At 70.0% G+C, this 14,986-nt stretch carries 15 protein-coding genes; 4 read left to right on the top strand and 11 right to left on the bottom strand.

Annotation, left to right across the window (positions count from 1 at the left end):
• Positions 1–5: 5 nt before the first annotated feature.
• Positions 6–1,106 carry a flagellar biosynthesis protein FlhB gene (gene flhB, locus FHW79_RS30830; protein WP_183182448.1) on the top strand — a complete coding sequence of 367 codons (1,101 nt, stop codon included), beginning with the start codon at positions 6–8 and terminating at the stop codon, positions 1,104–1,106.
• Between the two features lie 114 nt (positions 1,107–1,220).
• On the top strand, positions 1,221–1,760 hold the full coding sequence (locus FHW79_RS30825) for a hypothetical protein (protein ID WP_183182447.1): 540 nt from the start codon (positions 1,221–1,223) through the stop codon (positions 1,758–1,760).
• An 81-nt stretch (positions 1,761–1,841) separates the two neighbouring features.
• On the opposite strand, the gene FHW79_RS30820 is transcribed toward FHW79_RS30825, so the two are convergent.
• The 7 genes from FHW79_RS30820 to FHW79_RS30790 form a co-directional block, all read right to left on the bottom strand.
• Positions 1,842–2,843: a glycosyltransferase family 9 protein gene (locus FHW79_RS30820; RefSeq protein ID WP_183182446.1), complete on the bottom strand. Its 1,002-nt coding sequence runs from the start codon at positions 2,841–2,843 to the stop codon at positions 1,842–1,844.
• Between the two features lie 245 nt (positions 2,844–3,088).
• Positions 3,089–3,616 (bottom strand): flagellar protein FlgN, encoded by a 528-nt coding sequence (locus FHW79_RS30815; protein ID WP_183182445.1) that lies wholly within the window; start codon positions 3,614–3,616, stop codon positions 3,089–3,091.
• On the bottom strand, positions 3,613–3,921 hold the full coding sequence (locus FHW79_RS30810; protein WP_183182444.1) for a rod-binding protein: 309 nt from the start codon (positions 3,919–3,921) through the stop codon (positions 3,613–3,615). The genes FHW79_RS30815 and FHW79_RS30810 overlap by 4 nt, the downstream gene beginning before the upstream one ends.
• A 25-nt stretch (positions 3,922–3,946) precedes the next feature.
• Entirely contained in the window at positions 3,947–5,083 is a 1,137-nt protein-coding gene (locus FHW79_RS30805) for a flagellar basal body P-ring protein FlgI (protein WP_183182443.1), read from the bottom strand.
• 40 nt (positions 5,084–5,123) lie between these two features.
• On the bottom strand, positions 5,124–6,188 hold the full coding sequence (locus FHW79_RS30800; RefSeq protein WP_183182442.1) for a flagellin: 1,065 nt from the start codon (positions 6,186–6,188) through the stop codon (positions 5,124–5,126).
• Positions 6,189–6,192: 4 nt separating this feature from the next.
• Complete coding sequence (gene flgK / locus FHW79_RS30795) at positions 6,193–7,590, bottom strand: flagellar hook-associated protein FlgK (RefSeq protein WP_183182441.1); 1,398 nt, start codon at positions 7,588–7,590, stop codon at positions 6,193–6,195.
• 25 nt (positions 7,591–7,615) lie between these two features.
• Positions 7,616–8,848 (bottom strand): flagellar hook protein FlgE, encoded by a 1,233-nt coding sequence (locus FHW79_RS30790; RefSeq protein WP_183182440.1) that lies wholly within the window; start codon positions 8,846–8,848, stop codon positions 7,616–7,618.
• A gap of 309 nt (positions 8,849–9,157) precedes the next feature.
• On the opposite strand from FHW79_RS30790, the gene FHW79_RS30785 reads away from it, so the two are divergent.
• Positions 9,158–9,766 (top strand): cold shock domain-containing protein, encoded by a 609-nt coding sequence (locus tag FHW79_RS30785; RefSeq protein WP_040137955.1) that lies wholly within the window; start codon positions 9,158–9,160, stop codon positions 9,764–9,766.
• Positions 9,767–9,841: 75 nt separating this feature from the next.
• Here the strand turns inward: FHW79_RS30785 and FHW79_RS30780 are convergent, their stop codons facing one another.
• Both FHW79_RS30780 and FHW79_RS30775 read right to left on the bottom strand, forming a co-directional pair.
• Positions 9,842–10,165, bottom strand: a complete 324-nt coding sequence (locus tag FHW79_RS30780; RefSeq protein WP_014199685.1) for a hypothetical protein — start codon at positions 10,163–10,165, stop codon at positions 9,842–9,844.
• Between the two features lie 129 nt (positions 10,166–10,294).
• Positions 10,295–11,338 carry a hypothetical protein gene (locus tag FHW79_RS30775; RefSeq protein ID WP_183182439.1) on the bottom strand — a complete coding sequence of 348 codons (1,044 nt, stop codon included), beginning with the start codon at positions 11,336–11,338 and terminating at the stop codon, positions 10,295–10,297.
• 206 nt (positions 11,339–11,544) lie between these two features.
• Here FHW79_RS30775 and FHW79_RS30770 point away from each other — a divergent pair, with 206 nt between their 5' ends.
• Positions 11,545–11,748 (top strand): hypothetical protein, encoded by a 204-nt coding sequence (locus tag FHW79_RS30770; protein WP_094306568.1) that lies wholly within the window; start codon positions 11,545–11,547, stop codon positions 11,746–11,748.
• 48 nt (positions 11,749–11,796) lie between these two features.
• On the opposite strand, the gene FHW79_RS30765 is transcribed toward FHW79_RS30770, so the two are convergent.
• Complete coding sequence (locus FHW79_RS30765; protein ID WP_183182438.1) at positions 11,797–13,995, bottom strand: HAMP domain-containing methyl-accepting chemotaxis protein; 2,199 nt, start codon at positions 13,993–13,995, stop codon at positions 11,797–11,799.
• 83 nt (positions 13,996–14,078) lie between these two features.
• A complete protein-coding gene (locus FHW79_RS30760; protein WP_174450966.1) occupies positions 14,079–14,756 on the bottom strand; it encodes a YjbE family putative metal transport protein in 678 nt (225 codons plus the stop codon).
• Between the last annotated feature and the right edge of the window lie 230 nt (positions 14,757–14,986).

Below are 14,986 nucleotides of genomic sequence, written 5' to 3'. Positions count from 1 at the left end.
CGGCGATGTCCGACAACACCCAGGACGAGGAACAGAAAACCGAGGAGCCGACCGAGAAGCGGCTGCGCGAGGCGATGGACAAGGGCGACGTCCCCCGCGCCCGCGATGTCGGTCTGGCCGCCACCATGGCGGCGGCCTGGCTGATCGCCGCGGCCGGCGGGCCGCTCGCCGCCTCCCGCATCGCCGAGGTGCTGCTGCCGTTGATCGAGAATCCGAACGACATCCGGCTCGACGGCGGTCCCTACGACGTGATGAACAGCCTGCGCTGGCTGATCGGCGGGGTCGCGGTGGCGATGCTGCCGGTGCTGGGCTTGCTGGTCGGCGGGGCGGTGGTGTCGGCGGTGGGGCAGGGGCCGCTGCTGGCGGCGAGCGACCGCATCCGGCCCAAGCTGTCGCACCTGTCGCCGTTCAGCGGCTGGCGGCGCATCTTCGCGCGCCACGCGCTGGTCGAATTCGTGAAGAGTCTCGTGAAACTGGCGATCATCGCCTGCGCCGTCTGGTTCGCCGTGGCGCCCTACATCGATTGGACGGAGGGGATCGTGGGCATGGACGTTGCGGCGCTGCCCGACCTGCTGCGGGACCTGACCCTGCGGCTGCTGTTGGCCGTCCTCCTGGCGACGGTGGTGATGGCCGCCGTGGACGTGCTGTGGAACCGGCTGGAATGGCGGCGCCGCCTGCGCATGACCTTCCAGGAGCTGAAGGACGAGTTCAAGCAGACCGAGGGCGACCCGCACCTGAAGGCGAAGCTGCGCGAGATCCGGCGCGACCGCTCGAAGCGCCGCATGATGGCGAACGTGCCGCGCGCCACGGTGGTCATCGCCAACCCGACCCACTTCGCGGTGGCGCTGGAGTACGACCGTGCCAAGATGCCGGCGCCGGTCTGTCTCGCCAAGGGGGCCGACCTCGTGGCGCTGCGCATCCGCGCGGTGGCGGAGGAGAACGGCGTGCCGGTGATCGAGAACCCGCCGCTCGCCCGTGCCCTCTATGCCGCGTCGGAGGTCGATGCGGTGATCCCGCTCCAGCATTACCAGGCGGTGGCCGAGGTGATGATGTATGTGCTGCGCCTGAAGAACGGAGGGACCGCGCAACCGGCACAACGGGCGTGACGGGGCGGGCCTGATCGGGCGAACACCGGATGGATTGGAAGTCCGCTTAATGTCTTCTCAACGGGTTTGGCGGTAGACGAAGGAACTCCTCCCCTTCCGCGGCGCATCACGGCCATGAGTGACAGCGACGACCTGTTCGAGATGTACCGCTCTGACCGTGCCGCCTCCGGCGCGCTGAAGGGGGAGGCGCTGGCCACCGCGCTGGCCGACAACGTGCGGCGCAGCTTCGCCGAGATGGACCGGCTGATCGCGGAGGTGACCCAGGCGCTGGCCCAGGCCCGCTACGCGCTGCGCCTCGCCCCGGCGGTGGTGGACCGAGGCAGCTACGTTCAGCACGACCGCTCCTCCGAGAGCTTCCGCGATTACCTGCGCCTGTGGAGCCATCGCCGCGCCGAGGCGGGCAGCGGCGGGATGCATTGGGAAGCGAAGATCCTGGTCACCGACAGCCGCCGTCGCACGGCGGAGATCGGGCTGGGCGTGGCCGTCGAATGGCCGACCGCGGACCGCGCGGCCGATTGCGCCTTTGTGGAATTCTGGACGACCGGCCAGGGCGTCAACCTGCCCTCCGAGGGCCGCAACTTCCAGCGCGCCCTGGTCGCCTGCCTGCGCCGGCTGGAGGAGGCGGGGGAGATCACGCCCGCCGTGAAGCGCTGAAGGTTTGAAGCGCTGACCTGAGGGAACTCCCCTCTCCCCGGAGGGGAGAGAGCTAAAATGGCCGAAAGCAACAACCGTTCGTCACGAACGGACCAGTGTCTCGACCTCTTTGATCGCCGCACCGACGGGAATGCGTTCCATCTCGCGGCCGCCGAAGGCGGAGGCCGTCAGCACGGCGCCCCGCGTCACCTTGGGGCGCAGCTTCTCCGCGGTGGTCGGGCCGTAGAGGGTCAGCAGCGGCACGTCGGCGAGGCCGAACAGGTGGCTGGTCCCGCTGTCGTTGGCGACCGCCGCCGCGCAGCGCCGGGTCAGCGCGATGGTGCGGATCGGGGAATAGCGCGGTTCGGCCAGCTCGGCGTCCTGGAGCGGGAACAGCGCCTGCGGCACGGCGGCGCGCAGTTCGGGCAGCCAGTCCAGTTCCGCCGGGCCGAGGATGAAGACCGGCACCCGCCCATCGGCGACCTGGGCGCGGGCCAGCTCCACGAAGTGGTCCAGCGGCCAGCATTTCACCCGCTTGCCCGCCCCCGGCGCGATGGCGACATAGCCCGGCCCGTCGGGCAGGACGGCGCGCGCCTCGGCCTCGGCCTCGGCCGGGATGGGCACGGCCATGTCCAGCGGGGGGCGGCGCCCGCCGGCGACCTCCAGCAGGTCGAACAGGCGGTCCAGCACATGCCGCGGCTCCTTGTAGCCAGGGGGTGGACGGCGGTCCGACAGGCGGTAGCCGGCGCAGGCCGAGACGAACAGGTCGTGCTTCAGCCGCCGCGCCAGTAGCGTCCGCCAAGGCAGCGCCTGGGTGTCCAGCACCAGGGAGAAGCGATCCTTGATGGGCATGGGCTTCAGCAGGCCGAGCGGGCTGCGCCCGATGCCGGTGTCGGGGCGGAACTCGTCGATCAGCCCGTCCATCATCGGGCGCAGCGTGGTCGCCAGATGGGTGCCCTCGGTGGTGATCCAGGTGATCCGGTGGTCCGGGAACAGCCCCCGCAGGGCGCGCACGAAAGGAATTTTGATGAGCGCGTCGCCGATCAGCTCGCCATGGGTGAAGACGGCGAGCGACGGGGAGCCGGCGCGGTCGGTTGCGGGCATGCGGGAGCCTCGGGAGGGTGCGGACGCTGGACTATAGCGGCCCGCATCCGGCGGCGGAACCCTCAGCAAAGCCGTCGCCTTTCATTCCCCTCTCCCGCCCCGGGAGAGGGAAGGGGCCCGCGCGAAGCGTGGGAAGGGTGAGGGTACTGCCGAGAATCGGCCCCTTGATCCTTGGACTACCCTCACCCGGCGCCTGCGGCGCCACCCTCTCCCGGGGCGGGAGAGGGAACGTTGCGTCGGCCGACCTAAAGCTCGGCGTTCAGGCCCGACGCCGACAGCTCGACCGGGCGCACGGCGTGGCCGGAAGGGGCGTAGAGGCCGTCGCTGGCCGCCTTCTCCAGCGCCACCAGAAGGCTGCGGTTGATCGATAGCACGGCCTTGCGCATGGCGACCAGCCCCGCCGCGTTGTCGTTGATGGCGCGGTCCAGCCGCTCCACCCGCTCCAGGATCATCGCGCGCAGGTCGTCGTTCAGCCGCAGCGTGCCCGACTGCGCCTGGGTCATGATGCCGCCCAGCCGGTCGGCCATCGCCTGCTTGCGCCGGGCGTAGACCTCCAGCCCCTCCAACTCGCCGGCGGCGAGCGCCGCCGTCTCCTCGTCGAGCAGGACGCTCAGCTCCGCCACCGTGTCGAGGAACTCCGTCATGACGACGGCGGTCGGCCCGTCGGCCAGCGCGGGGATCTCGGGCTCCGGGGCGTCGATGGGGGCGGCGTCCTCGACCGGCTTGGCGTCGGGGGCAAATTCGCGGATCAGATCCTTGAAACGGCGGCTCATCCCTTGGTTCCTTCGCTCGTCTGGCCGTAGAGGCGGGCCACGTCGGCCTCGACCATGCGGCCGATGCCCAGAGTGCCGGCCTCGGCGATGGCCTTGCCGTATTCCTGGAGCATGAAGCTGCGCCACGTCCGCTCGCCCTGGCCGCCGCCGAAGGCGCTGCCGGTCTCCACGCCGGCGAACATGGATTCCAGCATCTGCCCGACCATCAGCGCCTCGAACTCCTGCCCGGCCTTCTCGGCGGCGGCGAGGTCGATGGCGGCGGGTTTCGCGGCGTGGGCCGCCTTGGAAAGGGGGGAGATGTCCATCGCGTCGTCGTCCAGCCGGAGGGGATCAGATGATTTCCAGATCGGCGTGCAGGGCGCCCGCCGCCTTGATCGCCTGGAGGATGGCGACCATGTCGCGCGGCCCGACGCCCAGCGCGTTCAGCCCGTTGACGAGCTGCTGCAGGCTGACGTTGCCGCCGATGGTCACGAACTGGCGCCCGTTGCCCTCCTGCACCTGCACGTCGGTGCGCGGCACCACCACCGTCTGCCCGTCGGAGAAGGGCTGCGGTTGCGACACCTGGGGCGTCTCCACGACGCGGACGGTCAGGTTGCCCTGGGTGATGGCGACGCGGCTGATGCGCACGTCGTCGCCGATGACCACGGTGCCGCTGCGCTCGTCCACCACCACCCGCGCGATGCCGTCCGGGCGGACGGTGAGCTGCTCGATGTCGCCGATCAGCCGGGCCACCGCGCCTGTGTAGCGGGGCGGGATGCGCACATCGACGGTGGTCGCGTCCAGCACATGGACCGCGCTGCTGCCCAGCCGCACCGCCACCGCGTCGGCGATGCGGTTGGCGGTGGTGAAGTCGGGGTTGCGCAACGCCATGCGGACCGCGGTCGTCTCGTCCAGCGCGAATTTCAGCTCGCGCTCGACGATGGCGCCGTTGGCGATGCGGGCGCTGGTCGGCACGCCCTTGGTCACGTTGGCCGCCACCCCGCCCGCCGAGAAGCCGCTGACCGACAGCGACCCCTGGGCCACGGCGTAGGCCTGCCCGTCGGCGCCCAGCAGCGGCGTGACCAGCAGCGTTCCGCCGAGCAGGCTGGTGGCGTCGCCGAGAGCCGACACGGTGATGTCGATGGTCGTTCCCTGGCGGGCGAAGGGCGGCAGCGAGGCCGTGACCATCACCGCCGCGGCGTTGCGGGTGCGCAGCACCTCGTCGCGGGTGTTGATGCCCAGCCGCTCCAGCATGCCCTTCAGGCTCTGCTCGGTGAAGGGCGTGTTGATCAGCCGGTCGCCCGAGCCGTTCAGCCCGACCACAAGGCCGTAGCCGATGAGCTGGTTGCGGCGCACCCCGTCGAAGGTGACGAGGTCCTTCACCCGCGTCTGGGCCAGCCCCTCGCCCGCCAGGGCGGCGGCGCCCAGCAGGCAGGCCGCGGCCAGCGCGGCCACACGGAGGGCTCGGCGGATCGGACCATGCTTCATCAGACCGTCTTTCATCATCCCGCAGGAAAGCTGTGCCGTCCTACAGGTAATTGGCGAGGCTCATCCGGGCGATGCGGGCGGTGGCCGCCGCGGTCGCCTCGATCTGCACTTCGAGCTGGTTCATGCGCAGGCTGGCCTCCGCCGGATCGACGCTTTCCATCGCGTCGAGCTGGTCGTTGAGGACGCGCAGCTGCGTCGTGTTCATCGCTGCGATGTCGTCGAGCTGCGCGCGGTGGATGCCGAGCTGCGCCGTGGCGTCGCGCACCCCCTCGATGCCGCCCGACACCTTGGCGACCGCCGCCTCCATGTAGGGCTTGTAGGCGTCCAGCGGCAGCTGGCTGGTGTCGACGCTGGCCAGCATGTAAAGGCCCTGGAGCAGGTCCCGCATGGCCGGGTCGTTGCCCTGGATGCCGTAGGGGATCTCGGTCGTGCGGTCGAGCCGGGCGCTGAGGCGCGGCGCGGTCGAAGGCGCCCCCTGGTAGAACCCGCCCTCGAAGCCGAGCGGCGAGGCCGACGGCGCGGCGAACAGGTCGTTCAGCGCCGCCACGGCGGCGGCGGTCTCGGCCGGGGTCTGCGGCGACGCGGTGCCTCCGGTGGCCGCGGCGATGGTGTCCTGGACGATCTGGATGGGGGAGGGCAGGCCGGACTCGTCGCCCTGCACGGCGCGCATGGGGGCGGTCTTCACCTCCACCCCGCCGAACAGGTAGCCGTTGCCGGAGGAGGCGTTGAGCATGCCCACCACCTGCTCCAGCATGGCGCGGGCCCGCACCTGGAGCGAGCTTCCGGTGGGCGAGGGCTGGCCCAGCCCGACCGAGGCGGCGGCCAAAACATCCTGCCCGGCGGACAGGATGTTGGTCAGCGCGCTGTCCATGGTGCCCAGCCGCCCCTGCAGCAGAGCGGTGGATTTCAGGGTCTGGTCGGTCTCGTCATACAGGTTGCGCAGCGCGATGGCTTGGCCGGTGCGCGCACCGAGCGCCTTGGCGACATCGAAATGCTTGCCGCTGGCGATTTCGTCGTTGTTGCGCAGCCGCTCGAGCTGAAGCTCGGTGTTGGCGGTCTGCAGGCGCTTGGAAAGGCCGAGGGTGGAGACGGCGTTGTAGAGCATGGCGTCAGTTCCGGATCTGGAGCAGCGTGTCGAGCATCCGCCCGGCGGCCTGGAGCACCTGGGCGCTGGCGCCGTAGCTCTGCTCGATCAGCAGCAGCTTCTGCATTTCGTCGTCGACGTTCACGCCGTCGCGGTTGAGACGCGCCGATTGCAGCGCGTCGGCGCTGATCTTGCGGGTCTTCATCTCGGACTCGGCGGTGGTGCGGTAGCCCTGCTGGGTGGAGACCATGCCGGTGGCGTAGTCGCCGAGCGTGGCCGAGGAGGGCAGGTCCGACGCGGCAAAGCTGCGGGTGGCCGAGAAGGCGTTGAGGAAGCGGTCGATCTGCGTGGTGTCGCCCGACGCCAGCGGCGCCCCCGCCTGGACGCCGCTCTGCACCATCCAGGGGTTGCTTCGCACGCTGCCGTTGACAGCGATGCGCGAGGCCAGGCCGTCCGTCGTGCCGTAGGCGGCGCCGGCGTCGGTGAACAGGCCGGGCTGGGTGGGGTCGGCCTCCGCCGCCTGGAACTGCTGCACGATGCCCGCCGCCAGCTCGTCGAGCTGGGTCAGAGCCCGCGGCATGTCCTGGTGGGCGGTCTGGACATAGCCCATGATGCGCCCGCTCTGGATGTCCTGGTCGGGGTTGTCGGAGATGATCTTGCCGCCGGCCACCAGATCGCCACCGACAAGCTGCAGCGGCTGGGCGCCCGCCGGCAGCTCGCGGTCGAGGAGCGTCTGGCCGTTGCGGGTCATCACCACCACCTCGCCGCTCTCGCGGGTGTGGGTGCGGATGCCGATCTCCCCCGACACCTGATCGAGCAGCCGGTCGCGCTCGTCCATCAGGTCGCCGGTCTCGGCGCCTTTGGCCTTCTGGGTGGCGATGGCGCTGTTCAACTCGCCGATCCGGACCAGCGAACGGTTGACCTCGTCGACCGAGGACTGGAGCCGCGCCTTGGCGTCGTTCTGCACGGTGATCGCGGCGGCGGCGGTGTCGTGCAGGCGGCGCACCAGCGATTCCGCGGAGTCGACCACGGCGGTGCGCGCCGCCTCGTTGTCCGCCTGGTTGCGGAGCTGGCTGAAGGACTGCTGGAGCTTCGCCAGCGCGGTGGAGACGGACCGCTCGTCCTGTGGCTGGCCCAGCGCCGTGGCGTAGTCGGCCAGCGCCGAGGCGCGGGTCTGCTGCGCGGTGTAGCGGCTCTGCTCGAACCGGGCGTCGCGGATCAGGAACTCGTCCACGCTGCGCAGCACGCCGTCGACGCGCACGCCCTGGCCGCGGCCGCCGCTGATCGCGGTGGAGACGGCCAGATCCTTGCGGACGAAGCCCGCGGTGGTGGCGTTGGTGATGTTGTGCGAGACCAGCGCGGCTTGCTGCTGGGTCGCGCGCAGCCCGGACAGGGCGGCGCTGAGGGCCAGTTGGAGGCTCATGGCGGGCGATCCCCTTTCCCGTCCGTCAGCGCTTCAGGCGGGTGGTCTCGTCGACCATCTCGTCGGCGGTGCGCACCAGCGTGGCGTTGGAAGAGTAGGCGCGCTGCGTCTCGATCAGCGACACCAGTTCCTCCGCGATGTCGACGTTCGACTGTTCCAGCGCGTAGCCGGCGACCGAGCCGGCGGTGCCGCTGTTGCCGTTGCTCAGCGTCATCGTGCCGGCGTCGATGCCCAGCGTGTAGGTGTTGCCGTCCTGCGGGACCAGACCGCCGGGGTTGACCACGTCGGCGACCGGCACCTGGTAGAGCGGCTGGCGGGCGCCGTTGTCGTAGACGGCCCACAGCGTGCCCGCCTTGTCGACGTCCACCGTGCTGACGCGGCCGGCGCGGGCGCCGTCGCCCATGAATTGCGGCACGTAATCGCCGTTGAGCTGAGTCAGGTTGCCGACCGAGACGTTGACGGTGTCCGGCGTCGGGTTGGCCGGCGAGGTCAGCGTGATCTGCGGTAGGGCGCCCGCCGGCAGGCCGGCGTTGGCACCCGTGGTGTTGAAGGTGACGGTGTTGGTGGACAGGGTGGCGGTGTAGCCGGCGGGCGGCGTGACCGACAGCGTCCATTCGTTCGGGTTGGCCGTCTTCGTCCAGGTCATCGTGACGTCGAGCGGGTTGCCGAGTCCGTCATAGAGGCTGGTGGAGGTGTCGAAGCTGGTGCCGTCCGTGGCCTGGGCCGGCAGGTTGCCGGCGAAGCTCATCTGCGACGTCTTGCTGCCGCCATAGGCCAGCCCGGCGATGGAGACGGCGCTCAGCCCGTCGAAGCTGCTGCGGTTCACCGCGGGCAGGCTGCCGTCCGGTCCCAGCTTCCAGGCCTGGAGATACTGGCCGGCGCTGTTGCGCAGGAAGCCCTGGTCGTCGGGCAGGAAGCTGCCGGCGCGGGTCAGCGCGTAACCGGGCGAGGTTCCGGTGGTGCCGGCGTTGTCGGCGACGACGAAGAAGCCGCGCCCCTCGATGGCCATGTCGGTGGCGGACTGGGTGCCCTGGATGGTCCCGTCCTTCAACACCTGATAATGCACGTTGGAGCGCACGCCGCCCGCGGCGTAGTTGCTCGTCGAGCCGGAGGAGGTCATCAGCGTCGAGAAGTCGACCGCGGCGCGCTTGTAGCCGATGGTGGCGGAGTTGCTGATGTTGTCCGAAATGGCGGCCATCCGCGAGCTTTGCGCGGACATGCCGCTCACACCGGACCGCATGGCGCTGAACAGGCTCATCGGGAGATCCTCATCCTAAATCGGTTGGGCCGGAAGCGAGCCACGGGATTCTCCGCGATGGACTTCGGAAGGGAGAGTACAGGGCGGCTTTTAAAGCGGATTTAAAGAGCGTTTTTGTGCGTTTACTTAAAATTTTCCGCTCTTTTGCTGCGGCGGTCCGTTGGGCCGGCGGCCGGTGGCGCCTCTTTCCCGTGGGAAAGGGTGAAACCGAAGTGCGATTGCGGGGGCGGCGAATGGATGCCGCATTGCGCGGATCGACAAATCCGGTCACTGTTGGACCGGTTGTCCTCCATGCATCGAGTGTCCAGAGTGAGCGAAGAGCAAAAGCAGCAGGTTACGGCGGTCGTCAAATGGTACAAGGCCGACAAGGGCTTCGGCTTCGTCCGCTTCGCCGACGGAAGCGGTGAGGCGTTTCTGCATTCCCGGGTTCTCGCCTCGCTGGGCGAGGTGTCGCTGACCGAGGGCACCGGCCTCGTCTGCGACATCGCCGAGACCCCGAAGGGGCCGCAGGTCGTGGCCATCCATTCCATCACCCCCGCCGACCCGGCGGAGGCCAAGCCGGCCCGCGCGCCGAAGCAGCGCCGCCAGCGCCAGCCGGAGGGCGGCGATCCCCAGGCCGTGCGCCCCGCCGCTCCGGCGGCCATCCGCGAGCCCAAGCCGCGGCGCGAGCGGTCGGCCCCGGCCCTGATGCCGGTGCCCACCGGTGAGATGATCTACGGCACCGTGCGCTGGTACAATCTGGACAGCCAGTCCGGCCTGATCGACCCGTGGGACGACGAGACGGGCATCGGCGTCTATTTCGACCGCGCGATCCTGCGCCAGTCCGGGCTGGAAGTGGTGGCCGACGGCGAGGACGTGCGTTTCGTCGCCGTGCCGGGCGACGGCGGTCCGACGGCGCTGCGCGTGGAACTGGTGTGAGCCGACAGGACTCGGGCGCCGTCGGGGTCTCTGCCCGGCGGCGCCTGATTCAGAGCGGAACCTTGGCTGGCGCGATCAGCGGGGGGTGAAGGACCGCGAGGGTCGGCGCTCCACCACCACCGGCGGGCGCTGGTCCATGCCACCGGAGGGGCGGGACGGGTAATGGCCGCGGGATTCGGAGGAGTCCATCCGCCCGGCGGCCTCGCGCACCTCGAAGATGCGGCGTTCGACCGGCAGGCTCTCCGCCAGGACGATGACGGTGTTGAGGGAGATCCGGTCGATCGCCGGCTCCATCCGGTCGGCGCGCAGCCGGCCCGCCTGCACAAGTTCCTCCACCTCGGCTTCCGAGCACTTCAGCCAGGCCGCCGCCTCGGCGATGGAGAGTGACTGGTCGCGCATCGAAGAAGCTCCAAGACTGGGGTGGGGACGGGAAACCGGGTTGCCAATAGGGGTGTACCCGATTTCCGCGCCGAACAACAGGGTGGCGAAGGGGCGTCCCGTCACAAGACGCCCGGGAACCGCCTCTTTTTACTCCTTGGTCACGCTCCGGCAGCGCTGCTGGAGCAGGGTGACGGCCTGGGCGGCCTCGTCGCCCTGCAGGGTAAAGGCCCGCTCGTCCAGCAGCCGCCCGTCGGCGTTGAAGGCGCGGACGAACAGGCCGTGCGCGGTGCTGGTCACCACGGCGTCCACCACGGCGTCCGCCGTCTCGTCGCTCGCCACGTCGATGAAGGAGGCCAGTTCCGCCAGTTCGCCATTGTCCGTCCAATCGGCCTCGGCGATCAGGTCGAGCAGGTCGTTCAGCCCACCGGCCGGCTCGCAGCGCTGGACGCGCGGGTCGGCGCCCTGGATGGCCGCCGTGAAACGGGTCAGCGCCTCGCGGATGCGGGTTTCCTCCGCGGGGTCGAGTTCGGGTTCGCCATCCTCGCCGATGCGGGCCAGCCCGAGAAAATCGGGAACCGCATCCTCGCCGGCGGCTTCGACGGCTTCCGCCTCCTCCTCGATCAGGCCGACGACGCCGACCAGCCGGGTGCCGGCGTCCGCCGGATCGGCCAGCAGGTCGCCCTCGCGGACGAAGCGCAGCGCCGCGTCGGTCGAGTCCAGCATGCGCAGCAGCAGGGTGCGGCGGTCGGCGGCCTCCAGATAGACCAGCGCTTCCGGCTCCAGCCAGACCGGCAGCAGGCGGGTGTCGGCGGCGGTTTCCAGCAGGCCGGTGGAATCCAGCGCCTCTTCGATGGTTTCCACGGCGGGCGGCTGCGACAGGTCGCCGGACACCTCCACCGCCAGCCAGAAGAGGGTGGCGATCATGTCGTCGCCCTGGGCATCGGTGCGGCGGACGGATTCGGCGATGGTCTCCACCTCGTCGAGGAACTCCGGCTGTTCCTCCTCGCGCAGCTTGTCCAGCGCGGCTTCCAGCACCGCCTGGCGGCCGGCGTCCAGCGTCTCGTCGAGCAGCTCGTCGAAGCGGCGGTCGCTGTTGCGCCAATAGCGGACCAGGCGCTCCGCCGGCGTGCCCGTGAAGGTTCCGGAGGCCGGCTTGTCCGCGCCGTTCCGCCCGTTGCCTGTCTTTGCCATGCTGCCTCTCCTGACTGGTCCGCCGGCGCCATCGGGCGCGGGGGTGACGATACGGGCAGTGACCGTAGTGGCCGAAGGGCGCGCTGGCAAGCCGCCTGTCAAGCCGTTGACTTGCGCTTTCAGCCCCCTCGTCTAAGGGCACTCGACAGCGGCGCCCGTCCTGCGGCAGGCTGGGGTCCGCATTCAAAAGCCGGAGGGCAGGGCCCGTGACGACGCGCGATGAGACCGAGGTCCTGCTGGCGGAGCTTCGCCAGGGCTTCGGCGTGGCTTCGAACAGTGAGCTTCTGCACCTGCTCGCCGCGCTGGGGCGGGTCGTGCTGGACGAATCCAGCCGCGACGAGCGCGGGCGCCGCGTGCTGAAGATCGTAGGCAAGGGCGGGCGCGAACGCCAGATCGTGATCTCGGAGTAAGGGAAAAACGCCCTTCCCCGCGCACCGTCGCGGGGAAGGGCGTCTTCATCAGCTCGCGCGGACGCGCTGAAGGAAGCCGGACAGCTCGCGGTTGAGCGCGTTGGCGCCGTCGGCGAGATCGTGGGCCTTGTCGAGGAGCGTGCGGGCGGCGGTGCCGCTGCGGTCGGCGGCGGCGTTGACTCCGGCGATGGTCTGCGTCACCTCGGTCGTGCCCAGCGCCGCCTGATGGACGTTGCGGGCGATCTCCTTGGTGGCCGCGCTCTGTTCCTCCACCGCCGCGGCGACGGTGGCGCCGATGGCGCCGACGCGGGTGACCACCTGGACGACCGCCTGGATCTCCTGCACGGCCTCGCCGGTCGCGCTCTGGATGCCGGCGGCCTGGGCGGCGATCTCGCCGGTGGCGCGGGCGGTCTGGGCGGCCAGCGCCTTCACCTCGTTGGCGACGACGGCGAAGCCCTTGCCGGCCTCCCCGGCGCGGGCCGCCTCGATGGTGGCGTTGAGCGCCAGCAGGTTGGTCTGGCTGGCGATGTCGTTGATGAGATCGACGACCCGCCCGATGCTCTGCACCGAATCCGCCAAGCCGCCGATCTGCCCGTTGGCGCGCTCTGCCAGCGTCATCGCCTCGCGGACGATGTTGGTGGACTCGGTGATCTGGCGGGTGATCTCCTCGATGGAGCTGGTGAGCTGCTCCGACGCGGCGGCGACCGTCTCCACATTGGCCGAGGTCTGCTCGGTCGCGGCGGCGACGCTGGTGGCGAGGCGGTTGGTCTCCTCAGCCGTGGCCGACATGCTGCGGGCGCTCTCCTCCATTTTGGTGGATTCCGCCACGAAGCGGCTGACCACGCTGCCGACGGCTCCCTCGAAGCTGCTGGCGATCTCCTCCAGCGAGCGCTTGCGGTCCTCCTCGGCGCGGCGGGCGGATTCGATCTGCTCGGCCTCCAGCCGGCGCTTGGCGAGGGCGTTCTCGCGGAAGACCTCCACCGTGCGGGCCATGGCGGAGATCTCGTCGCGGCCGCCGGCGAGAACCGTCACGTCGAGGTCGCCGGCGGCGATCTTCTCCATCCCGCCCTGAAGGGTGAGCAGGCGGCGCACCACCATCCGGCGCACGAAGACCAGAACGACCAGCGCCGACAGCAGCAGGCTGACCACGCCGACCCCGATCTGCAGGAGCGTACCGTTGGACAGCGCCTTCTCACTGTCCTCGGCGGCGGTGGTGATGGCGCCCTCCTGCGTGTGCACGAGGTTGACCACCGCCATGGACAGCGCTTCGGACAGGCTCAGGTTGTTGGTCAGCAGGTCCCGCTGCGCCTTCAGGATCTCCAGCTCGGCCAGACGGGTGGGGATCAGCCCGTTCGGCTCGATCGAGAGGGTTTCAATCGCCTTCAGCGGTTCGGCCATCGCCTCGCGCGAGGCTTCGGGCAGCTGTCCGGAATTGGCGGTCATCGTGGTGACGAGGATGCGCGTCTGCGCCTCGATGATCGACAGCCGGTTTTCGTCGGAGCTGGCGGCGGCTTCGGTCAGCAGGCCGCGGACGGTGGTGGCGCCGTCGTCAATACCACGGACGATGGCGAGCTGCTCCTCGGTCTGGAGATACTCCTCGCCGGCCTTCAGCCGTTCCTCCGCCGGGCGGGTGTCGTCCCGGAAGGCGGCGCGCTGCATGTCCACGCCGCTGCCGTGGATCGACTTCCAGGGCGCCACGAGCTGGGACAGGCGCCGCGTGGCGATGACCACCTGATCCAGCAGTTCGGAGCGGCGGTCGCTCAGCCCGATCCGCTTGTCCGCCGCCTGATCGAGCAGCGTGACGTTGGCGAGCAGGGCCTGGGCGGCGTTGCTGGCGGCGGCGGTTTCCGACGGACCGCCGGCGTGGGACGCGGCGTTGGTGCTGTTCTGCTCCAGCTCGGTCAGATCGCGCAGCTCGCGTTCGAAGTCGTGCCGTTCCATGGCGATGCGCGCCGCGAGATCCGCCTTCTCCTCCTTGCTGGTGACGGAGCGGAAGGCCGGAGCCAGCGCGTCGATGCGGCCCGCGTGCTGGGCCGCCCGCAGGGCGCCGAGCGCGGACGGCACGGCCTCCGCGGTGATGACCTGCAGCGTCCGGCCGAAGCCGGCGTATCCGGTCAGCGCCACCCCGATGGCGACCAGCGTGCAGCACATCACGGCGCCGACACCGGTGAACAGGCGCCCCTGAACGCCTCCCAGCCGGCTTGGGCGCACCACCTTATCCTGGGCAATTCCTAACGGTTTGGACATGTCATCTCTTCCCCAACGGCGGTCTTGCTTCTCGTTGGCGCCGCCGCACGCCGTCCGCGGCAGGCCTTATCCCTGTCTTCCCGTCAGCCGAGCCAGGCCGTGTGGGCCAGAACCTCGTTCGAGCCCCGCCAGACCATGTCGAGCGCAACATAAGTGATGATCGCAAGACCGATCCAACCAATCCAGCGATGTTTGTGCAGAACACGTGCAATTACGTTCGCGGCGGCGCCCATCAACGCCACCGAGAGCAGCAGGCCGAGCACAAGCACGGTCGGATGCTCCTTGGCAGCACCCGCCACCGCCAGCACATTGTCAAGAGACATCGACACGTCGGCCACCACGATCTGCCAGACGGCGGCGCCCACGGAGACGCTGCCGGCGGCGGCCACCGCCGCGTTGCTGCTGAAGGAGGCTGTTGCGGGCAGGACGTCGGGGGCGTCCAGCGCCTCCTCCGGCGTGATCTCGTCGGCGCCCTGGGAGCGCAGCTCGCGGAACATCTTCCAGCAGACCCAGAGCAGCAGGACGCCGCCGGCCAGGGTGAGTCCGATGATGGCGAGAAGCTGCGTGGTCATCAGCGCGAAGATGATGCGCAGCACGATGGCGGCGCTGATGCCCCACAGGATGACTCGGCGCCGCTGCTCCGCCGGGACGGCGGCGGCGGCCATGCCGACCACGATGGCGTTGTCGCCGGCCAGAACGAGGTCGATGGCGACCACCTGCCCGAAGGCGACGAGCTGCGGCCAGAGTTCGGCGGTCATCATGAGTCGTCTCCATTGCAGCGGGGCGCCCAGTGATCGGAGCGCCCCGCGGTATCCCTAGTGTGTGTTGGGGTGTGTGCGGTCGGGGCGCCCGGTCAGCGCATGAGCATGTGGGGCAACCAGAGGGAGAAGGTGGGAACGTAGGTGACGAGGAGGAGGGTGATGAAGAGGGCGCCGTAGAAGGGTGTGATGGAGCGCATGACCTGCCCGACCGAGACCTCGCCGATGGCGCA

This window comes from Azospirillum sp. OGB3, assembly GCF_014192915.1.
Classification (GTDB): Bacteria; Pseudomonadota; Alphaproteobacteria; order Azospirillales; family Azospirillaceae; genus Azospirillum.
This window is presented reverse-complemented; position numbering and strand designations above follow the sequence as displayed.